This window comes from uncultured Microbacterium sp. (assembly GCF_900078385.1).
GTDB lineage: Bacteria > Actinomycetota > Actinomycetes > Actinomycetales > Microbacteriaceae > Microbacterium.
Genome location: NZ_FLQR01000006.1, coordinates 230941 through 249906, shown reverse-complemented (window position 1 = coordinate 249906; position 18966 = coordinate 230941). Strand labels below are relative to the sequence as shown.

At 65.5% G+C, this 18966-nt stretch carries 21 protein-coding genes; 14 read left to right on the top strand and 7 right to left on the bottom strand.

Annotated features, from left to right (window positions below; translation table 11 throughout):
• Nucleotides 1-111 precede the first annotated feature (111 nt).
• The gene (locus QZL85_RS06210) at nucleotides 112-288 is read left to right on the top strand and encodes a YegP family protein (protein WP_295574979.1); all 177 of its coding nucleotides are present in this window, start codon (nucleotides 112-114) and stop codon (nucleotides 286-288) included.
• Nucleotides 289-431: 143 nt separating this feature from the next.
• Nucleotides 432-860: a VOC family protein gene (locus QZL85_RS06205; protein WP_295574977.1), complete on the top strand. Its 429-nt coding sequence runs from the start codon at nucleotides 432-434 to the stop codon at nucleotides 858-860.
• Between the two features lie 549 nt (nucleotides 861-1409).
• Here QZL85_RS06205 and QZL85_RS06200 read toward each other — a convergent pair.
• Nucleotides 1410-2414: a ketose-bisphosphate aldolase gene (locus QZL85_RS06200; RefSeq protein WP_295574973.1), complete on the bottom strand. Its 1005-nt coding sequence runs from the start codon at nucleotides 2412-2414 to the stop codon at nucleotides 1410-1412.
• Here QZL85_RS06200 and QZL85_RS06195 point away from each other — a divergent pair.
• From QZL85_RS06195 to QZL85_RS06170, 6 genes are all read left to right on the top strand, one after another.
• Nucleotides 2408-3928, top strand: a complete 1521-nt coding sequence (locus tag QZL85_RS06195; RefSeq protein WP_295574970.1) for an FGGY family carbohydrate kinase — start codon at nucleotides 2408-2410, stop codon at nucleotides 3926-3928. The two genes, QZL85_RS06200 and QZL85_RS06195, sit on opposite strands and share 7 nt — an antisense overlap.
• Nucleotides 3929-4021: 93 nt before the next feature.
• Nucleotides 4022-4777: a DeoR/GlpR family DNA-binding transcription regulator gene (locus QZL85_RS06190; RefSeq protein ID WP_295574967.1), complete on the top strand. Its 756-nt coding sequence runs from the start codon at nucleotides 4022-4024 to the stop codon at nucleotides 4775-4777.
• 297 nt (nucleotides 4778-5074) lie between these two features.
• Nucleotides 5075-6235 carry a sugar ABC transporter substrate-binding protein gene (locus tag QZL85_RS06185; RefSeq protein ID WP_295574964.1) on the top strand — a complete coding sequence of 387 codons (1161 nt, stop codon included), beginning with the start codon at nucleotides 5075-5077 and terminating at the stop codon, nucleotides 6233-6235.
• A 78-nt stretch (nucleotides 6236-6313) separates the two neighbouring features.
• Nucleotides 6314-7255 (top strand): carbohydrate ABC transporter permease, encoded by a 942-nt coding sequence (locus QZL85_RS06180; protein WP_295574961.1) that lies wholly within the window; start codon nucleotides 6314-6316, stop codon nucleotides 7253-7255.
• Between the two features lies 1 nt (nucleotide 7256).
• Nucleotides 7257-8108 carry a carbohydrate ABC transporter permease gene (locus tag QZL85_RS06175; protein ID WP_295574959.1) on the top strand — a complete coding sequence of 284 codons (852 nt, stop codon included), beginning with the start codon at nucleotides 7257-7259 and terminating at the stop codon, nucleotides 8106-8108.
• Between the two features lie 25 nt (nucleotides 8109-8133).
• Complete coding sequence (locus tag QZL85_RS06170; RefSeq protein ID WP_295574956.1) at nucleotides 8134-9057, top strand: ketose-bisphosphate aldolase; 924 nt, start codon at nucleotides 8134-8136, stop codon at nucleotides 9055-9057.
• Nucleotides 9058-9677: 620 nt separating this feature from the next.
• Here the strand turns inward: QZL85_RS06170 and QZL85_RS06165 are convergent.
• The 3 genes from QZL85_RS06165 to QZL85_RS06155 form a co-directional block, all read right to left on the bottom strand.
• Nucleotides 9678-9875 carry a hypothetical protein gene (locus QZL85_RS06165; RefSeq protein ID WP_295574953.1) on the bottom strand — a complete coding sequence of 66 codons (198 nt, stop codon included), beginning with the start codon at nucleotides 9873-9875 and terminating at the stop codon, nucleotides 9678-9680.
• Nucleotides 9876-9996: 121 nt separating this feature from the next.
• The gene (locus QZL85_RS06160; protein WP_295574950.1) at nucleotides 9997-10413 is read right to left on the bottom strand and encodes a hypothetical protein; all 417 of its coding nucleotides are present in this window, start codon (nucleotides 10411-10413) and stop codon (nucleotides 9997-9999) included.
• A gap of 552 nt (nucleotides 10414-10965) precedes the next feature.
• The gene (locus QZL85_RS06155; RefSeq protein WP_295574948.1) at nucleotides 10966-11607 is read right to left on the bottom strand and encodes a TetR/AcrR family transcriptional regulator; all 642 of its coding nucleotides are present in this window, start codon (nucleotides 11605-11607) and stop codon (nucleotides 10966-10968) included.
• A 57-nt stretch (nucleotides 11608-11664) separates the two neighbouring features.
• Here QZL85_RS06155 and QZL85_RS06150 point away from each other — a divergent pair, with 57 nt between their 5' ends.
• Nucleotides 11665-12105, top strand: a complete 441-nt coding sequence (locus tag QZL85_RS06150; protein WP_295574945.1) for a nuclear transport factor 2 family protein — start codon at nucleotides 11665-11667, stop codon at nucleotides 12103-12105.
• Entirely contained in the window at nucleotides 12102-12977 is an 876-nt protein-coding gene (locus QZL85_RS06145) for an SDR family oxidoreductase (RefSeq protein ID WP_295574943.1), read from the top strand. Before QZL85_RS06150 ends, QZL85_RS06145 begins: the two co-directional genes overlap by 4 nt.
• A 157-nt stretch (nucleotides 12978-13134) precedes the next feature.
• Here the strand turns inward: QZL85_RS06145 and QZL85_RS06140 are convergent, their stop codons facing one another.
• The gene (locus tag QZL85_RS06140; protein WP_295574939.1) at nucleotides 13135-13320 is read right to left on the bottom strand and encodes a hypothetical protein; all 186 of its coding nucleotides are present in this window, start codon (nucleotides 13318-13320) and stop codon (nucleotides 13135-13137) included.
• A gap of 172 nt (nucleotides 13321-13492) precedes the next feature.
• Here QZL85_RS06140 and QZL85_RS06135 point away from each other — a divergent pair, with 172 nt between their 5' ends.
• Nucleotides 13493-14758 carry an exonuclease domain-containing protein gene (locus QZL85_RS06135; RefSeq protein WP_295574938.1) on the top strand — a complete coding sequence of 422 codons (1266 nt, stop codon included), beginning with the start codon at nucleotides 13493-13495 and terminating at the stop codon, nucleotides 14756-14758.
• 103 nt (nucleotides 14759-14861) lie between these two features.
• Here the strand turns inward: QZL85_RS06135 and QZL85_RS06130 are convergent, their stop codons facing one another.
• On the bottom strand, nucleotides 14862-16010 hold the full coding sequence (locus QZL85_RS06130) for an XRE family transcriptional regulator (RefSeq protein ID WP_295574935.1): 1149 nt from the start codon (nucleotides 16008-16010) through the stop codon (nucleotides 14862-14864).
• Nucleotides 16011-16021: 11 nt separating this feature from the next.
• A complete protein-coding gene (locus tag QZL85_RS06125) occupies nucleotides 16022-16804 on the bottom strand; it encodes a hypothetical protein (RefSeq protein ID WP_295574932.1) in 783 nt (260 codons plus the stop codon).
• 258 nt (nucleotides 16805-17062) lie between these two features.
• Here QZL85_RS06125 and QZL85_RS06120 point away from each other — a divergent pair, with 258 nt between their 5' ends.
• The 3 genes from QZL85_RS06120 (at nucleotide 17063) to QZL85_RS06110 (ending at nucleotide 18544) form a co-directional block, all read left to right on the top strand.
• Nucleotides 17063-17194 (top strand): hypothetical protein, encoded by a 132-nt coding sequence (locus QZL85_RS06120; protein WP_295574929.1) that lies wholly within the window; start codon nucleotides 17063-17065, stop codon nucleotides 17192-17194.
• Nucleotides 17195-17314: 120 nt separating this feature from the next.
• Nucleotides 17315-17650 carry a hypothetical protein gene (locus QZL85_RS06115; RefSeq protein ID WP_295574926.1) on the top strand — a complete coding sequence of 112 codons (336 nt, stop codon included), beginning with the start codon at nucleotides 17315-17317 and terminating at the stop codon, nucleotides 17648-17650.
• A 156-nt stretch (nucleotides 17651-17806) separates the two neighbouring features.
• Nucleotides 17807-18544: a hypothetical protein gene (locus QZL85_RS06110; RefSeq protein ID WP_295574924.1), complete on the top strand. Its 738-nt coding sequence runs from the start codon at nucleotides 17807-17809 to the stop codon at nucleotides 18542-18544.
• Nucleotides 18545-18966 lie beyond the last annotated feature (422 nt).

Sequence of the window (18966 nt, the reverse complement as noted above, 5' to 3'; positions counted from 1 at the left end):
CATGGCGGCGTGCACGATCGGCGCCTAGATAGTTGTACCGTTGCTGGGCCGCCCACCTTCCGCCAGGCTGTCGACGTGGCGTCAGTCCGACGCCACTGATTGGAGCGAGTGATGGCTGGGAAATTTGAGCTGTACAAGGGTTCTTCGGGTGACTTCCGCTTCCGTTTGAAGGCTGGCAACGGGGAGATTATTGCTACCTCGGAGGGCTACACCACCAAGGCGGCAGCGCAAAACGGAATCGCCTCCGTCAAGAACAACGCGGACTCGCCGACCGTCGACCTGACGTAATACCCGGCGACGTTGCATACCTCTACCGCGGCCCCGGATGCGGGTTTACAATCCGGGCGGGGGCCACGTTCGCGCGCCCGAATCGCCGATGCGCTGAGCTGGGCCGGCACGGGGATGACAACGCCTCCGGACTGGAAATCATCATGTTCGAGAATCTGATGGCGACGGCTGTCCTTCCGGCAGCGGACATCGATCGAGCGAAGGCCTGGTGGCACGACGTCCTCGGGCGCGACCCGGTCTACGCCGACAACGAAGGCGGCTCGCTGTTCTACGACGTCGGCGGCACCATGGTCATGGTCTACCGGACCGACTTCGCGGGTACGGCCAAGAACACCGCGTTCAATCTGGTGACCGACGACATCGATCGTGACACGACGGCGCTTCGCACGCGCGGGGTCGTCTTCCACGACTACGACATGCCTGGTCTGAAGACCGTCGACGGAATCGCCGAGCTCGGCGGGGAGCGCAGTGCGTGGTTCAGTGACAGCGAGGGCAACATCTTCGCGATCGGCCAGCCGACACCCGAGATGATGGAGATGGCGAGGAGGATGCGCGCCGATACAGCGAGCTGAACCCGAACCTGCTGAGGCTACCGACGGCGAAGACCCCCGCGATCGCGACTCCCAAGTCCGATAGTGAGGCTATGGAGCTAGCCAGAATCGCCATTGCGGCGAGGAGGACCGCGACCACCGCCGAAGGAGTCTCGGCGCCGGTCATACTGCGCGTTCGGAGGGTGCCGAGTACGGCGAGACGCACATTCGGAGATTCCTGGTGCCTTCGACGAACCACGCAACACGGTCGACGTTCAACATCTCGTCGGGGTCGCGAGAGAGGTCCTGCTTTGCCTCCTCGAGCATCCGATGGCTCGCATAAGGCACGGCAGAGGAGCCCAACGGCGAGCGAGATTTCGGCATCGCGCAATCATCTGCGGGTGTACCGACATCGGCGATCACATAACCGCCGCGCGACTGCCGACGGACTATCACGCCGGCCGGCCGCGTAAGGGAGAGAACGCGCGGGTCACGACTCTCCACCCCGCTCGAACGCCGACAAGCCCACCTCCCGCGTGCGATTTGAGCTCGGGAGGTGGGCCTCGTTGGTGGCGGGTCTTCCGCGGCGGGTCAGGCCAGTGGTAGCGCGGCCACCTGTCGCATCGGTGTCGGCGCGTAGTCCGCTGCGCGCCCGGCCTGGCCGAAGACGGCCATTCGCTCGGCGATCATCGCCGACATCGCGGCCCGGCCGGCCTTCGCGGCGGGCGCCGGATCAGCGGCCAGCGGGTCGGCCGCGAGCGCGACGCGCATGGCGGCGGCGTACGCCATATGCGAGTCCATGCCCTGGTTGATCTTGGTCACGCCGAGCTGGGTGGAGCGGGCCTTCTCGGGTTCCGGGACACCCCACGACTCGGGCAGCTGGCCGCCGTGCGCATTGATGATTTCTCGCAGATCCGCGGGCAGCGACGACGATCCGTGCATGACGAGGTGCGTGTCGGGGATGCGCGCGGCGATGGTCTCGATGAGGTCCATGCGCAGCACCGTGCCGTCCGGCGGGCTCGTGAACTTGTAGGCGCCGTGAGAGGTGCCGATGGCAACCGCGAGAGCATCGACCTCGGTCTCGGCGACGAAACGGGCCGCCTCGTCGGGGTCAGCAAGGACGATCTCCGCGTGCGTCGCGCCGTCCTTCGAGCCGCCGATGGTGCCGAGTTCCGCCTCGACCGACACGCCCCGCTCGCGGGCATAGGCGACGACCTTCTTCGTCACCGCGACGTTGGCCTCGAAGCTCGTGGGCTGGTGGGTGACCGGGTCGAGGCTGCCGTCGATCATGACGCTCGAGAAGCCGGCGTCGATCGCTCGCTTGCATGTCTCGAAGTCGGGGCCGTGGTCGAGGTGGACCACGACGGGCACCTGCGGGTAGTGGTCGACGGTGCGCAGAAGAAGGTCCCAGTACAGCTCGTCCGAAGCGAACGCCGATGCGCCGGCGATCGTCTGCACGATGATCGGCGAGTTGGTCGTCGCCGCGGCGTCGAGGGCAGCCTCCACCTGTTCGATGTCGGTCACGTTGAACGCGCCGACTCCGTAACTGCCGGCGCGGGCGTGATCGAGCACCTCGCGAAGGGTGCACAGTGTCATATCGGTACCTCTCAGTTTCGAACATCGTCGTTGCTCAGCGCAGATCTTCCGCACTGGACAGCTATGCTAACAGAACGAAAGTAAAGGTGCTTGTTTTAGTTTCACTTCCCAGGGAGATCAGGCTCATGTCACAGGTCGTCATCGGGATTGATTTCGGAAGTTCCCGCATTAAGGCCGCCGCCTACAGTCGCGAGGGCGAAATGGTCGCGCTCGAAGCCGTTGACACGCCACTGCGCCGCACCGCGGTCGGAGACGACTTCCCCGTACTCGACATGCTCGACGCTGCCTGCGACGTCCTGTCCACCCTTCGGGGGGATTCGATCGCAGCCGTCGGTCTGACGTCGATGGGCGAGGTGGGCACCGTCGTCACCGGGGAAGCCCTCGCGCCGATCGACTTCCCCTCCTGGTACGACGACCGAGGAGGAAAGGTGGTGGCGACGCTCGAAGAATGGTTCGGCGCTGAGCGCCTCCGCAACCTGACGGCACGCCACCTGCGCACGACCTCGACTGTCGCCAAGCTGGGGCACGTCCAGTCGACGAGCCGCGACGTTCCGCGCGGCCAGTTCACCGGCCTGTGCGGCGCGCTGGCCTACCAGCTCACGGGCGAGGTGTGGCAGGAGGCGGGGCTCGCTGCCACAAGCGGCGTATACGATCTCGTGGGTCGCCGGTACATCCCGGAGCTCTGGGCGTCGGCCGGGCTCGCGCACGTCGAGCTGCCCGAGGTGAGACCGCCGGGCTTCGGCGCGCCGGCGCGCGGCGCGGTCGCACGCTCCTTGCGTCTCGACGACGGCGCCCGTGTCGTGATCGCCGGCCATGATCACCCGGTAGCCGCGGTGGGCTCCGGCGTACGCGTGGGCGACATCTTTGACTCGATGGGCACCGGTGAGGCGATCATCTCGGCGTTCTCGGCCACAGCAGGGTTCGGCGCGGACGAGCTGATCGGCTATCTCGAGCGCGATCCCGATCTGTCCTTCGAGTTCTGGCCATCCGATGGCGCGCCCCTCGCGGTGTGGGAGCGGATGCGGCCGGGCCTCGCGATGCGGACGTTCCTCGACGGAAGCGACGCCGACCGCGCCACGCTCGAGATGGGGGCGGCGCGGCCGCGACGGGACCCCTCCTTCTCGTCCGCGGATCTCGCGGCCCTTCAAGCTGGTCTGCACGTCGACGGCCCCCGCGATGCGCACGCGTGGGGCGACCTTATCGATGCTTACGTGCTCCTCGCCAACCAGGGAAGCGCGCTCGTCCGCTCGATCTCGGGTGCCGAGGGGGCGACGGTCCTCACGGGCGGGGGGCTGCGTTCGCGCCGATGGCGCGAGGCCAAGCTCGAGCTCGCGACCGGGCCGATCGACGTGTCGACGGTGGCGGAGGCGGCGGCGCGCGGCTGCGCGGCGATCGCCGGCGCCGGCATCGGCTGGTGGCCGCGCCCGGAGGACATGCCCGGTGCGACGCGTCTGGCAGTGACGTCCCACCGGGAGATGGACGAGGCGATCGGCGACACCGTCCCGTCGTCCTAGGCGGCCACGCGCCCGTCCGTCCGCGCACCTGGCCGGTTGGTAATTCTTACGAATCACCTTCGTTTCCTTGCGTCGACGTGTACTCTCTGAACCGTGCATTCAACTCAACGTCGCGAAGCGATCATGACCGCGGTCTTCGAGCGGGGAACCGCGCGGACCCGTGATCTGGCCGAAGAGCTCAATGTCTCCGAAGTGACCATCCGCACCGATTTCGAGATCCTCGAGCGGCAGGGCCGCGTGACTCGCGTGCACGGCGGGGTCACGATGTCAGAGACGCCGCTCATGGGCTTCGACGCCCGATCGACGCAGAACGTCGAGGCGAAGCAGCGGATCGCCGTGGCGGCGGCCGCGCTCGTCTCCGACAACTCCACGATCATCCTCGACTCCGGGACGACCATCCTCGCGCTCGCCCGGCATCTGCCCGCGGTTTCGGACCTCGAGGTCCTGACGCCCGGGATCAACGTGGCCCTCGCCCTCATGGACGTGAGCGGCATCCGCGTGCGCCTTCTCGGCGGGCGCCTGGTGTCCGGCGTGGCCGCCACCGTCGGATCGCCACGGCAGCAGGGCCTCGACGGCGAGATCGCGCACGTCGCCTTCGTCGGCGCCGGCGGGATGGACGCCGATCAGGACGTCGTCGAGGGGGCGCTCGACATTGCCGAGTCCAAGCGCACGCTCATCGCGGCGTCGAGGCGCCGCATCCTTCTCGCGGACTCGACGAAGTGGTTCACCCGCGACCGCCACAAGGTCGTGAACGTCTCGCAGTTCGACACCGTCATCAGCGACTCCGACATGCCCGAGAGCACGCAGGACGCCATTCGCGCCGGCGGCGCGGAACTCATCCTCGCCTGAGGTCCGCTGACGGCACACCCTGGCGCCCGTCCGGAAGACGCGCGCCACCGCGCCCCCGCATCGAGTTTTGATACGAATCCATACAAAAGGCTTGTACTTCCGAATTCTTCCGGCTATCGTCACAATGCGCCGCGGAACAGTGGCGACACCTTCGATCCTTTCTCGTTGGTTTGACATCTCTCAAAGAGGAGAAACCCGATGCACCGTAGATTTGTCACTCTCATCACGGCCGGCGCAGCAGCCGCCCTGGTGCTCTCAGGATGTTCGGCCGGTGGCACGTCCGGTGGCGACGGAGACGTGACGCTCGACTTCAGCCAGTGGTGGGAGGTCGAGCTCAGCCCCGGGGTCATGCGCGGCCTGATGGACCGTTTCGAGGAGGAGCACCCGGGCATCAAGGTGAACCTCATCTCCAACCCGTACTCGGCGACGGTCGACCTCCAGACCTCCGCGGCCGCGACCGGCACCCTCGCGGACATTGTCGCCATCAACGGCGCGAGCGTGTACGACCTGCAGGACCAGGGCGCGATCGCGGACCTCAGCGCCCTCATGGCAGACGCCGACTTCGACCCGGCCCAGCTCGTCAGCAACGATCAGATCGACGGCGTGACGTACATGGTCCGCGCGCTGAACTTCGCCTACCCGATGTACTACAACACCGACCTCCTCGAGGCGGCTGGCATCGACACCCCGCCGACCACGTGGGACGAGTTCGATGCGGCGGCCGCCGCCGTCACCGACCCCGATAAGAATGTCTACGCGTGGTCGCTCCCCATCAACGTCCAGTCGCCGGCCGGGTTCGACTCGCAGTCGTGGCTCTGGTCGTCCGGTGACCGGATGCTGAACGACCGTCAGGCGAACTTCGAGACCCCGGAGATCGCCGAGTGGCTCGAGTTCCTGAAGGGCCAGTACGACGGGGGATACGTCACCCCGGGCGCCTTCACGCAGCAGGAGCAGCAGAAGGTGGAGGAGTTCACCGCAGGCCGCAACGCGTTCATGATCGGCTCGCTGGCGCACATCGCCGGCATCCGCGAGTCGAACCCCGATCTGAACTTCTCGATCGCCTCCGTTCCAGCGAAGGCCGGCGAGTCGTCGGGCATCGCGGGCGCCAGCTGGGGACTCGGGATCGCCGAGAACAGCGAGCACAAGGATGCGGCGTGGGAGCTCATCCAGTGGCTTGTGAGCGAGGACATCAACTCCGAGCTCGCGACCGAGGCCACCGGCTTCCCGGGCAACATCGACGCCGTCCCCGGCTTCGTCGACGGCGACGAGCTGTACCAGGCCGCCTTCGACGTGTACTCCAACAGCGAGTTCGTGACCGAGCTGGAAGGTCTGCCCCGAGCGCTCGACCTGAACCGCAACCTCAACGAGAACCTCGTGCGGCTCCTCCAGGGCGACGCGGATGTGGCTCAGACGCAAGAATCACTGCAGACCTACTGGACCGACGTCCTCAGCAAATAACACCTCGTGTGGGTGCCGGCGTCGACGCCGGCACCCACACGCCGCTTCCCGACCGTCCGAATGTCTGCGAGAAGAGCGATGACAGCTACCACGACCATCAGCCCGCCGACGGCGCCGCAGCCTCACAGCGCCGCGCGCTCACGTCGGAGGCGATGGACCACCCTGACGGCGTACGGCTACATGTCGCCGACGCTCGTGGTCATGCTGGTGATGATGGCCGTCCCCGTGGCCATGGTCCTCACGTACTCGACGCTCTCGAACGTCATCATGGTGCGCGACCCGCAGTTCGTCGGGATCCAGAACTACCTCACCCTGCTCGGCGACCCGATCTTCCAGCGGGCGCTGGGGCAGACCCTGATCTTCACCCTTACCTCCGTCACGTTCCATCTCCTCCTGGGCCTCGCGTTCGCCCTGATGCTTAACAGCGCGCTGCTTCCGCGGCTGGTGGCCTCGCTCCTGCGCGCCGTCTACATCCTCCCGTGGGTGTTCACCGCGTCGATCGTCGTGATCCTGTGGCAGCTGCTATTGAACCCCAACGGCGTCGTCAACTTCGTACTCGAGTCGCTGAACCTCATCACCACGAAGGTCGAGTGGTTCTCGAACCCCGATCTCGCGCTCGGCACGGTGATCTTCATCAACATCTGGGCGGGCTATCCGTTCTTCATGATCAGTCTCCTCGCTGGGCTGCAGGGGATCCCGAGCGACCTGTACGAGGCGGCCGCGATCGACGGGGCGGGCTGGCGGGCACGGCTCTTCAGCATCACGATCCCGCAGCTCATGCCGATCATCCTGGCGATGGCGATGCTCGACTTCATCTGGAACCTCCAGCAGTTCCCGATCATCTTCCTCGCGACCGGCGGCGGGCCCCTGAACGCAACCGAGACCATCGCGACCTACACGTACAACCTCGCCTTCTCGAAGCGCGAGTTCGCCCTCGCGTCGGCGAGCGGGATCATCCTCTTTCTGATTTCGGCGATCGTCGCCCTCTTCTATGTGCGGCACCAGAAAGCGAGGGACTGACATGTCCGCCGTCGCAACGCGCAGCCGCTCGGTCGGCTTCCAGAAGATCGGGCTGGCGATCGGTCTCACGCTCGGCGCCGTCTTCGCAGGCTTCCCGGCCCTGTGGATGCTGTTGAGCTCGATCAAGCCCAACACGGAGATTTTCCAGTACCCGCCGACGTTCCTTCCCGAGGTCTTCACCCTCGACGCGTACATCGGGATCTTCACGAACCCCGAGAAGCTCCGCTTCTTCCTTAACAGCTACACCGTCGCGCTGGCCGTCGTTGTCCTCACGCTCTTCGCCGGGATCATGGCGGGCTATGCGCTCAGCCGCTTCTCGTTCCCGTTCAAGGGCGTGGTGAACACGCTGATCATCTCCGTGCAGGCCGTCCCGCCCATCACGCTCCTGATCCCCTACTTCGGGCTCGTCGTGTGGCTGCGTCTCTACGACTCGCTCTGGGCGCTCATCCTCACCTACATGGTGGCGACGATCCCCTACGCGATCCTCATGATGACGGGCTATTTCAACACGATCCCGAAGGAGCTCGACGAGGCGGTGAAGGTCGACGGCGGCACGTCGTTCCGCGCCCTGTGGCAGGTTCTCGTGCCCGCGGCCCGACCGGGCATCGTCTCCGTCGGCGCCTACACCTTCATGGTCGCGTGGAACGAGTTCCTCTTCGCGCTGACCCTCACGCAGAGCCAGGCCAACCGTACGGTCCCGGTCGGCATCCAGCTCCTCATGGGCGAGCACTCGTTCCAGTGGAGCGAGATGATGGCGATGAGCGTGCTGGGGAGTCTGCCCGTCCTCATCCTCTTCCTGTTCTTCCAACGCCAGTTCGTCAGCGGCATCACCGCGGGCGCCGTGAAGGCCTGACACTCCCCAACAGAAGGAATCCACCATGCTCCTCACCGGTATCGACGTCGTCGCGCCTGCGTACGCGAACGGTTTCGCGGTCCCCGCGTACAACATCAGCGACTTCGGGATGCTCACGGCCGTGCTCGACGCCAGTGAAGAGGTGAATGCGCCGGTGATACTGCTGATCCACCCCGACGACTGGGAGTTCATCGGAGACCGGTTCTTCCCGTCGCTGTTCGCCATGGCGGCGGCGTCATCGGTGCCCGTGGCGATCAAACTCGACCACGGCGCCACCGTCGAGCAGGCGGCGGCGGCGCTCCGCCACGACTTCACCTCCGTGATGATCGACGGGTCGCTGCTGCCGTTCGAAGAGAACATCGCCCTCACCCGGAAAGTCGTGGAGATGGCGCACCTCGTGGGCGTCTCGGTCGAAGGCGAGATCGGGACCATCGGGCCGCGTGACCCCCGCTCGCTGGAGGAGATGAAGGACTTCGTCTATGCCGACCCCCAGCAGGCGCGGCGGTTCGTCGAGGCCACCGGCGTTGACATGCTGGCGGTCGCGGTCGGAACCGCGCACGGGGTCTATCCCCCGGGCTTTGTGCCGGAGCTGAAGCTCGACATCATCGAGCGCGTCACCGACGCCGTCGGCATCCCGCTCGTGCTGCACGGCGGCTCGGGCGCCGTCGACGAGGAGGTCTCTGCGGCCGTGAAACGCGGCATCGCGAAGGTCAACATCTCCGCCGACATGAAGACGGCGTACTACTCGACCCTCCGTGCCGTGCTCGAGAACCCCGCGCAACGCGAGCCGCTGGACATCTGCCCGCCGGCACTGGATGCCGTGCGCGCCGTCGTGCGCCACAAGGCCGATGTCGTCGGAGCCGTCGGCAGCGCCCGCCACTACGAGTACCGGCCGGCCGGCATCGGTCAGCGAGTCTGGACCGCGGGGCGCGCTACCGTCCAACACTGACCGATGTGATATTCGCATCGAGAACCCCGACCCGCAGCAACCCACCACGCTGCGACGTGAGGTCCTGATCGGCGGTCGATCTGTATTCTGTTCATGCAGCCGAGCATGCCCCGAGGAACGCGTACGCTCACCCGGATTGGATCCTCATCCGGCTTTGCCCGAGGCGGGAACCCTCGCGAGCGGTGTGTCCTTTGGTGGCGCAGGGCTTGTTTCGACAATCGGCTTCCCCACCCGGCGCTGACGCTCCGCGGTCGGGTTGCCATTGCGGGTCGAGAACGAGTTCGGGCATGCTTGTCGCGGTGTAAGTCCTAACTGGCATCCCGCAGGGCCGGGCTTGATACAGCCGCAGGCTCAGACGTCGGTCGGCAGACTAGGTCGGAGCGCGTCGTTTCCTCACTCGAAGGGAGCGGCGATGCCCGCCTGCCAGAAACACCCCTATCCGACGCCCATCAGCGCCGCGCGCGTGCTCCGCCGCATCCAATGCAGGTATCCAGCGCGGGGCGAGGTGGGGATTCACCCTTGTCACATCTGCCGCGCGTGGCACTTGACCTCGGATCGTCGGCGGCCCGCAACCGCTGGACCGCCACGGCGCTCGCCAAACTTGCACGTCGCGGGAGAGGCTACGAGTCGGTGCCGAACTGAGCCCTCGGTACGTTCGCCAGCACGTCGGTGGCTTCCGCTTCGGTCAGCTCCCACCGCGAGTTCTTCACGTGATCGGGGTAGGTCACCCGGAGGTAATTGCGCACCACGAGCCCTGGGCGCGCCTCGTTGCTGTACCCGAGGAGTCGCGCGAGCTCGACGGGCGTATACGGCTCCATGCCGAGAGCGTACGCGACAGGCTCACACCTCGCCGCGATCGGATCCGTAAACGGGCGATGCACGAAAGTGGCGCGTTCAACGTGCACCAAGCGCGAAAGCGCTGCCCTAAGCGGCGATGAGTCACCCGTGGGTCGGCTGCTGCAACGGCCTGATTCGGACGTCAGCTGGATTTGTTGCCGTATTCGCGAGATAGCGGTCGAACGCAGATGTGGGAACGGTGCGGCCGTCGGAGTAGGCGAGATTGAGCATTCGAACCAACGCCGCGAAACCGAGAATCGGGTCCTCCCTAAATGAGACGTGGGTCGCGCCGATGGGAGATAACAGCATCTTGGTCGTTGTGGACGGCATGATGAATCCCTCGGTCATCGAGACGATGATGTTCGGACTCAGGTGTCGCTCGGAGTTGCTCCACAGGCGCTCGGCCCGCTCGAGCATCGTCTCCGTCGTCAAGCTGAACTTGTTGCACAGGATGAACCCGAAGACCTGATCCGTGTGCTTGCGGATCTGATCGAACTCTTGCTCCTTGGTGCCAGCCATCGATAGCCGCGATCCGTACGGCCGATATGGCGCGATCGTCGTCCCGAGCGAGGGCTCCGGAACGGAGTGCCTTTTCGGTTCGATACGCCAGGGCGCGACGCGCGTTGACCGCGCGGAGCTGAAGGCTCCGCCGAAGCCGAGTGCGATCGGAAACGGGTCGATTAGCGTGCCCGGTCAGGACCGCCTGCGAAGAGGTGGGAGCAATGCGTGGATTGGGTGGCCTGCAGCGCTGCCAACGACATGGATACTGTTCGATGTGGTCTCGTACGAGCAGGCCTGTCGACCCCGGGTGCGCCGATGCTCCCGCCCGGGACTGTCTAGGGCGGACCGCCTTCTTCGGCTGCGTCACGCGGCTGGCCGAGAAGCGCTGGGCCCTTGCAAATGCCGCTCAATCCTCGGAGCGAAACCGGAACAGTTGCCCAACGGGACGAACCGGCGACCTCTCCTCGGCGGAGTGCCTGCCCGCATTCTGGGGATGCGTGTGGGCCGTACATGCGCGAATGGCACCGGACAGCCAGCGTCCTGAATGGGGCGCGGTCCCAACTGGTGTGGTCAACGGGGGAGCAGGCCAGCCCTCATCAGGTCGGTGATGAACGCCGCGAACTGGTGTGGCGCCCATCGGCGGTGGAGGACCAAAAGCTCGTACAGTTCGACTGAACTACACGCCCAGAGCACATCGGTGGCGATTGCGACGCTGACATCTGTCCGCAGGTACCCCTGTTCGGCGAGGAACTCAGCGTGATGGCGCATCCGCTCGAGACGCTCACCTTCGGTGCGCTCCAGAAGAGCGGCCATGTCGGGGTCCATCGCGGCAGCCGCGCGCAGGAGCAGCCGGACAGGCGTGACCGTCGCTGCCACCTCGGCGGTCAGCCGACCCCATTGCTCAAGGATGTCGGCGGGGTCCGTCTCGCGTTCTCGCATCTCGTCGGAGCGCTGGTAGGCGGGAACCGGGCCCGTGCCGGCAAGGCCGCGGTCGTAGAGCGCCCTCACGATGCCGCCCTTGCTGCCGAACGACTTGTAGATCAGTTCGGGCGAAACGCTCGCGTCAGCCGCGATAGCGGCCACCGTGGTACTGGCATAGCCGTGGGCGCGAAAGTGGCGCTCCGCGACGCCGAGCACCTTCTCTCGGTTTTTGGCCGCGGTCGCACGCCGCGCGCGGGAGTCGTATCCGCGAGGGGTCTTGACGTCCGCCATGCTACCGTCCCATACTGAATTGAATACAGTTTACTGTATCGGATTGTGGGGTTCATCATGAACGGGTTCTCCAACTCACTCGGCGTGTTGGACAAACTCGTGGCTGCACTGAACGCGCACGATATCGACGCCGTCGTCGCCTGCTTCGCGGAGGACTATCGCAACCGCACGCCAGCACATCCCGACCGCGGATTCGTCGGCCGGGACCAGGTGCGGAGCAACTGGATTCAGATCTTCGCGGGTGTACCGGACATCACCGCTGCCGTGACGCGCGCAACCGTGGACGGTTCACAGGTCTGGAGCGAGTGGGTCATGACAGGAGCCCGCGCGGACGCGCAACTCTTCGACATGCGAGGAGTGATCCTGTTCGAGATCCCCGCGCAGAGCATCCAGTCGGCGACCCTGTACCTCGAACTCGTCGACATGTCCGGCGAAGGGCCGGATCAGGGCGTGCGAAGCGTCCTGGCGGCACCCCCTCACAGCAAGGAGCAATCATGATTCTCATCGTCGGAGCCAGCGGCGCGCTCGGCGGCCAGATCGTCGATCGTCTGCTCGAGCGTGGCGAGCGGCTCCGCCTCGTGGCGCGCACCGACTCCCGGCCGACCCGTACCGACCGTGGTGACGTCGAGCACGTCGCCGCCGATCTCAAGGACCCCGAATCCCTGCTCCTGGCGTGCGAAGGGGTCGAAACCGTGATCACAACGGCGAACGCAGCCGGCAGACGGCCCCCGGACACCGTGCAAACCGTTGACCACGCCGGCAACGAGAACCTCATCCATGCCGCAGAAGTGACCGATGTGAAACGGTTCCTGTTCATCTCCGCGCTCGGAGCGCATCCGAACCACCCGATGCCGATTCTCGCGGCGAAGGGTGCCACAGAGCAGCGCCTGCGGGAGAGTCGCCTCGAATCTACTGTTCTGCAGCCGGCGACATTCATGGATCTCCTGATCCCGCTCGTCGTGGCCGGGCCGGCACAAGCGAACCGGCCGGTGACGCTCATCGGCAGTGGGCAACGCAAGCATTCGTTCGTCGCGTCCGCGGACGTCGCGGCCTATGCCGTCGCTGCTCTGACCCACCCTGAGGCGCGGGACCAAACCATCGTGGTCGGCGGACCGACGCCGTTGACCTGGCGCGACGTCGTCGCGGCGTTCGAAGATGAGCTGGGCAGAAGCCTGCCCGTCGAGCACCTACCCGTCGGGGAGGCAATCCCCGGCCTGCCCGAGTTCGTCACACACCTGCTGGCCGCGCTCGACGGATACGACTCGGAGATCGACATGACCATCACCAGTGACAGGTACGATGTGCGCCCAACACCCATATCGGAGTTCGTGCGGGACCTGCTCCGAGAGGAAGCGAACTCTGCCGCATAGGGTCCGCGACAGGACAATCCCTCGTCACTTCGGGGGTAGACCCTCACGATGCGCGCGACAGTGAGTGGATGGATCAGCGACTGGGCGTATCGATCCGGGTCGACCAGCGGGCGACGACTAAGCGATACCACCGACGCGCAGTCCACTTCTCTGACAGTCAGGCGGGCCTGTTGAAATGTCGCGCGAAGAACCGGGCAGCATCTTCGCCGGCGAACGACGGCACGCCGGTGTGGCCGCCCAGGTTCGCCTGCAGTGTCTTCTCTCTGGAGCCGAAAGCGTCGAAGAGGTCCAACGCCATTTGCCGATTGTCACCTTGGTCGTCCCATTGCAGCAGCACGTGCAAGGGGATCCTCTAACGAGCAGCGTGCGGTTGGCGGGCGGTCAGCGTGCGTTCGTGGATAGGGCCGAACATTCTGATGGTTCTAGACGAAGCTTGATCCGGTTTCCCCGACACCGAGTAGCGGGTGAATGAGTCCTCCTGCCGGCTCAACACGCCGCACGGTAGTCATGCCACAATGCCGACGCATTCACCCGCATACTTGTCCCAGTTTCGGGAGGCAGTAATGGGGCTGGATTTTGTCGCGCTCGACTTCGAGACCGCGAATCGGTCGCACGCGTCGGCGTGCGCGGTCGGCGCCGTCCGTGTCCGCGACGGTCAAGTGGTCGACGAGTACTTCACCTTGATCCGCCCGGCCGAAGGCCTCAATGACTTCGAGCCGGGCAACATCCGGGTGCACGGCATCACTGCCGACGTCGTCGCGACGGCGCCCGGCTGGACCGAGGTGTACGGTCCGCTCCGCGGGTTCATCGCCGACGACGTCGTCGTCGGTCACAACGCGGCCTTCGACATGTCGGTCCTGCTGAACACGTGCGGCGCGCACGATATCGACCTGCCCGTCCTCTCCACTCTGTGCACGCTCCAGCTGGCTCGCGCGTGCGTCAAGATCCCGTCCTACTCGCTGCCGTGGGTAGCGGAGCACCTTGAGCTCCCGTCTTTCGACCACCACGATCCGCTTGCCGATGCCCGCGCCTCCGCTATGGTGCTTGTCGCTCTGGCGACGATCGCCAGAGCATCGTCGGTCGCCGACCTCAGTGAATACCTACGCGTCCCCGCCGTTCCCACGTGGACGGAGCGTGACGACATGCTGTTTGCGCAGCTGACGGCAGAGAACGACGACCTCATCGGCACGGGGTTCGCCGGAGAGGTCGTCTGTTTCACCGGTGCGCTGAAAATGATGGTGCGAGACCGCGCGCGCGAGCTCGTCGTAGAGCAGGGCGGCAGGTGGCAGGACGGCGTCACTAAGACAACCAGCATCCTTGTGACAGGCGACTTCGATGAACGCACGTTCCGCCCTGGCGCCGCCTTCTCAGCGAAGCTGACGAAGGCGTTCGCGCAGGTGGGCGCCGGACAGAAGCTGGAGATCATCACCGAGGAAGCGTTCATCACCCGCATGACCATCGGTGAGCAGGAACTGCGCGCACGACTCGGGGCACGAAACGCACGGACGAAGGTGCCCGACTGGGTGGTCACACAGGCCGGGAACGGACCGGGTGAGGACTTCTGGGAGTGGTACCGCAGGGCCCTTGCCCATCCGTCCGGTCGAGCCTTGGGCGGCGAACCGTGCATCTGGTGCGAGGCCCCACTTCCCGCGAAGACGCACTGGATCCACCGCGACCGACATGTCTGCGGCGCCTACTGCAACGAACGGCTCAAGCGTGGCGCACGGCGTGCGTGGGATCGTGAGGGCATCCCCGTCCGCTCGGTGGACTGGGAGTACTGAGAGGCTCTCTGGCCCTACTCCGTCACGGGGTTTGCGGTCACCTGGCCGCCGGCGGCGGAGCCCAGATCACAACGAAGGTGAACACTCCTCCCGAGGCCCACCTCTAGTCGCTGCTGACCGCGCGGCCCGTGAGAAGCGGAATGACGTTGGACGCTCTGCTCTGGACCTCTCCGTCATCGTCACGGCCATCGAAGCGAGGGACCCGTGCAATGGCGATGTCGAAGAGGTCGCGGGGTGCGCGCGCCTGATCCACGAGTGACTCGCGCGGGATGCCCGACTCCTCCAGCAGCTCCGTCGACCGAGGCAGCATGGACGGCTGCTCGACCGCTGTCACCAGGCCGGGCTCGTTCCTGCGCCAACCGCGCTGGCTCAGGGTGATGATGGCGTTACGGTAGGTCACGTCGCTAATGGTGCTCAGCCGGCGCGCGCGAAAGAGGAGCGCCTGGATGCTGACGCCCCACTGCTCCTTGAGCGTCCCGAGGGCGTCCCATGCGCGAGTGTTCATCGCGGTCGGCAACACGTCCCGAATCTCCGCTGCCGGCATCAGCAGCTCCGACGCGAATCGGTTGGCCTGCTCCTCGACGACTCGACCGCCGGGCTCGGCGTCGCGATGCATCACGAGGTGGCCGAGTTCGTGGGCGACGTCGAACCGCTGCCGGTAGTAGTCGCTCTTGACGGGGTTGAGGACGACCACCGGTCGGCTCGCGGACTCGAAGGAGTACGCGTCCACCGAGGATGTTTGCGTCGGGCTGAACACGACGAGCACACCGTGGTTCTCGAGCAGGCGCACCATGTGTTTCATCGGTCCCGTGTCGATGCCCCATGCACGCCGGAGCTCGCGGGCTGCCTCCTCTGGCCCGTCTTCCACGTCGTCGGCGGAAACCTCGAATGAAGGAACGTCGACCTCGGGAAACTCGACATGCTTCTCGATGGCGTCCGCGATGTCGACGGCAAGCAGTCCATACGCGAACGCCTGGTCACGAGCCCGCTGGCTCGTTGACCGCAGCGAGCGGAAGTGAGGAACAGCGTCCTCGGTTGTCGCTTCTGTGCCTCGGGGTGCGAAGAACGCCGGTGTCACTCCGAGGCCCAACGCCAACTGGGCCACGTTGGCAGCGGTGGGACGCTTCGTTCCTGCCTCCCACGCAGCGACGGTCGTCGCGCTCTTCTCGATGCGAGCGGCCAGGTCGCTCTTGCGCAGACCCTCGAGCTGACGTGCGAGTGTTAGCCGGTCGCCAGCGAAGAGGGTGGGCACCTGTGGGGTGCTCAACCTGCGTCCTCCGCGGCATCCTTCTTGCGCAGGCGCACGGTGACGTCCGGTTCCTTCTGCGTCGGCGCCGGAGCGTCGGGGACCACACGGCCGGCCCGGTCGGGCTCCGGCCCGCTCAACAGATCCTCGTGCCAGTGCCACGGTCCACCGAGGTCGTCGTTGTAGTGGGCGTGACCGATGGCGAGTTCGCGTTCGGCTGTCTCGCGGTCCAAGGCATGTACCAGGACAAGCGTGGGCATGGGAACCGTCGGAAGGTCATCCTGAGAAGCGAGATCGTTGCGCTGCTCGATGTCGAGCATCACGTCGAGCAGCGTCAGAAGTCCCGTCTCGTCGGGCCGCTGGCGGGCAACCGCCTGAAGCGTCGGGCTAGCCTTCGTCCAATCGATCCGTGCGATCTCACCTCGCGAGAACGAGTGAGTGATGAATCGGAAACCGCCCACCGTCCAGCCGTTGCTGCCGCGGAAGTTCGAGCGGGTCACCGCTCCGGCGGGGATCACGGGCATCGTGAGACGCGCCCGCTCGCTCAGTCCCTCGTAGAGGACATCAAGTCCGACCGACTCCATGCCTTCGGTGACTTCATACTCCCCGCAGGAGAAGACACGGTCGAGGCGGTCGGCGATGAGCTCGTACCTACCGACCCCGGCGGTGAGCGCTCCGTACCCGTTGCCGCGGGTGAAGTCGTCGAGCGCCTGCTCACAGGCGGAGTTGAAGGCCCATGCGATGCCGCGTGCGACATCGTTAACCTGGAGGACATCGAGGGCGCGTTGGCGGGTGATCACGGGATCAGAGTACACCCACAGCCAGTATTCGTGTTAGTGAACTCACCCGCGTGTCGACCTTCGCGTCGTGGGCGCGCTGTAGAGTGTGGGTGCACGAAGGAGCCCCGACCGGCAGTTCAGAGACGGGCTCTGGACGCAGCAGGTCGGGGCTGAGGTGTCTGGTCGACTCCTTGACTCTAGAGGCTCCGTGGTCTCTGCACGAGTGGGCTCAAGTCCGATCGGGTGATCTGCTTCTCGGTAACAGAGAAGGAGTGCATCATGGCGAAGTCGTCGTCACGGTCGTCCAAGCCCTCGAAGGCCTCGCTGAGCAACGCGGGAAGGACGCTCGCGTCCAACTCGTCGAGCAAGCCGGCCAAGTCGAAGGCGGGCTCGACGCTCGGCAAGGGCTGAGCTTCCTGGGGGTCGACGGCGTTGCCGTCGGCCCCCTCTGCTATGACCACCCGTCAACTGCCCCAACACGGTCCTGGAACTGCGGCCTTCCTGCTTTGCGTTTCGACGTTCCTAGGCGGCATGGCCGGGGTGGCTGTTCCTGCGGGCTCGGCGCAGCAAGTTGCCGACGCGCTGTCTTCGCTCGTCGGGGCCGTAGGAATCTATGCGATCCAGGCCGCGATCGTCATCTTCCTGGTGTGGCTGGCGATCGACGTCAAACGGCTCGGCGTCGATCGTCGTCGCGCAGGGTTCGCGCGGGCCGTCACCTACTTGGTCGGCCAGCGCGTAGCGAGCGCGTGCGATCATCCTGCGGTCACGCGATGGATCATTGCGCTCACGTCTCCACTGCTGGTTTCGCTCGCTGCGGCAACTGCGATCGTCTCGATGTTCCTGCAGACGGCTGGATCGATTTCCTAAACCGCACCTCTCGCTTGCTCATATCGTCCGTAGATGTCGCGCGTACTTTGACCGGTCGCCCAGCGGTCCATGCGCTGAAGTGGATCGTCGTAGTTCGCGGTCTGAGACGCGCGATCGCCGCCGACGGTGCATATCTCGCTGGATAGGCTCGTCGACGTGTCATCGTCCCCGAATCCTCCCGAGACGCCGCCCGCTGATCCTTGGGCGAATCTCGCATGGTGGCCTGCGGATTGGTCGCAATTCCTCCCCGACTTCATCAACACGGCGATCGTTGGTGCTCTCGTCGGTATCGGCCTATGGATAATGCAGACGGTCGTGGCGAAGCGTGAGCGTCGCCGTCTTGCCGAAAGCGCATGGGCTCACGCCCAGCCGCTTATCCGAACCGCGGTCTCAGTACCGATGGAGCGGACCGCCCAAATCGACTTCTTCATGCAATACGTCGAGAACGTGCTCTCGAGTGCCAAGGGCATGGATCTGATCGCGTGGCGCGATGCGCTGCCTGAGAACACAGAGATCGCGGCGCTTGAATCGCTCGTCCGGGAAGCGCCGGCGTTGAAACATGCGATGAACGATCTGTCGGCATCAGTCCGAGAAGCGGTCGACGAGATATTGCCTGGCAGCGCGAGCAGGCGGAACGCGGTGCGCACGCATTACGCCGGGTGGCTGCTCGGAGTGGACGTGCCTCGCACGGGAATCTTTTCTGCGTCGCTCGACGTAGATGCGCTCATGAATCAGATTGCGGCGCACGGGCAGCCGCTCGGATATGGGGCGAAGTACATGCGACTTCTGACCGAAATTGAGTCGGACTATGCAGAGCTCGGTCGAGACGAAGTCCCGCCAAGTTCGAGGGCCCGACGGGCCTCTGCGAAGTGGTCAAAGAAGCGACGCGCCTAAGAAACTCGGTTCCGGCTGAGGATGTGGGATCAGCGACCGTCCATCAGCCTCTTGAGCGAGCAACCATGCTTCTGACCCCTCACATCTGGCTTGAGCCAAGGGTGGCGACCGATGAGCGGTCCTTGCTCGTGCGGTCGGCGCTCGGTGGGTGGACGTCGCAAAGGGCTCCAATGCGAAGCGCGCGAATAGCCCGCTCAATGACATGCACGCGGGTCGCCCCACATCCGAGCGACGGAAGGGGTGACAGGCCGATGAAATCGCATGGCACCACCGCGTAACGAAAACAGCGATGCACGCAGGCACTTTCTGTGAATCACGTGACGTGATTAACATTTTGGCGTAGCGTGTGAGACGTGCGGGGCGGACTTGAGCGGTGGAAGCGAGGCGTCGAATCCCACGGGGTTCGGTCGGCAATCGCGTAC

Bases quoted from the DNA above. Each gene is read 5' to 3' on its own strand.
- QZL85_RS06210 (WP_295574979.1), top strand. From the start codon at position 112: ATGGCTGGGAAATTTGAGCTGTACAAGGGTTCTTCGGGTGACTTCCGC.
- QZL85_RS06205 (WP_295574977.1), top strand. From the start codon at position 432: ATGTTCGAGAATCTGATGGCGACGGCTGTCCTTCCGGCAGCGGACATC.
- QZL85_RS06200 (WP_295574973.1), bottom strand. From the start codon at position 2,414: ATGACACTGTGCACCCTTCGCGAGGTGCTCGATCACGCCCGCGCCGGC.
- QZL85_RS06180 (WP_295574961.1), top strand. From the start codon at position 6,314: ATGACAGCTACCACGACCATCAGCCCGCCGACGGCGCCGCAGCCTCAC.
- QZL85_RS06175 (WP_295574959.1), top strand. From the start codon at position 7,257: ATGTCCGCCGTCGCAACGCGCAGCCGCTCGGTCGGCTTCCAGAAGATC.
- QZL85_RS06170 (WP_295574956.1), top strand. From the start codon at position 8,134: ATGCTCCTCACCGGTATCGACGTCGTCGCGCCTGCGTACGCGAACGGT.
- QZL85_RS06165 (WP_295574953.1), bottom strand. From the start codon at position 9,875: ATGGAGCCGTATACGCCCGTCGAGCTCGCGCGACTCCTCGGGTACAGC.
- QZL85_RS06160 (WP_295574950.1), bottom strand. From the start codon at position 10,413: ATGGCTGGCACCAAGGAGCAAGAGTTCGATCAGATCCGCAAGCACACG.
- QZL85_RS06155 (WP_295574948.1), bottom strand. From the start codon at position 11,607: ATGGCGGACGTCAAGACCCCTCGCGGATACGACTCCCGCGCGCGGCGT.
- QZL85_RS06150 (WP_295574945.1), top strand. From the start codon at position 11,665: ATGAACGGGTTCTCCAACTCACTCGGCGTGTTGGACAAACTCGTGGCT.
- QZL85_RS06145 (WP_295574943.1), top strand. From the start codon at position 12,102: ATGATTCTCATCGTCGGAGCCAGCGGCGCGCTCGGCGGCCAGATCGTC.
- QZL85_RS06135 (WP_295574938.1), top strand. From the start codon at position 13,493: ATGCCGACGCATTCACCCGCATACTTGTCCCAGTTTCGGGAGGCAGTA.
- QZL85_RS06120 (WP_295574929.1), top strand. From the start codon at position 17,063: ATGGCGAAGTCGTCGTCACGGTCGTCCAAGCCCTCGAAGGCCTCGCTG.
- QZL85_RS06115 (WP_295574926.1), top strand. From the start codon at position 17,315: ATGGCCGGGGTGGCTGTTCCTGCGGGCTCGGCGCAGCAAGTTGCCGAC.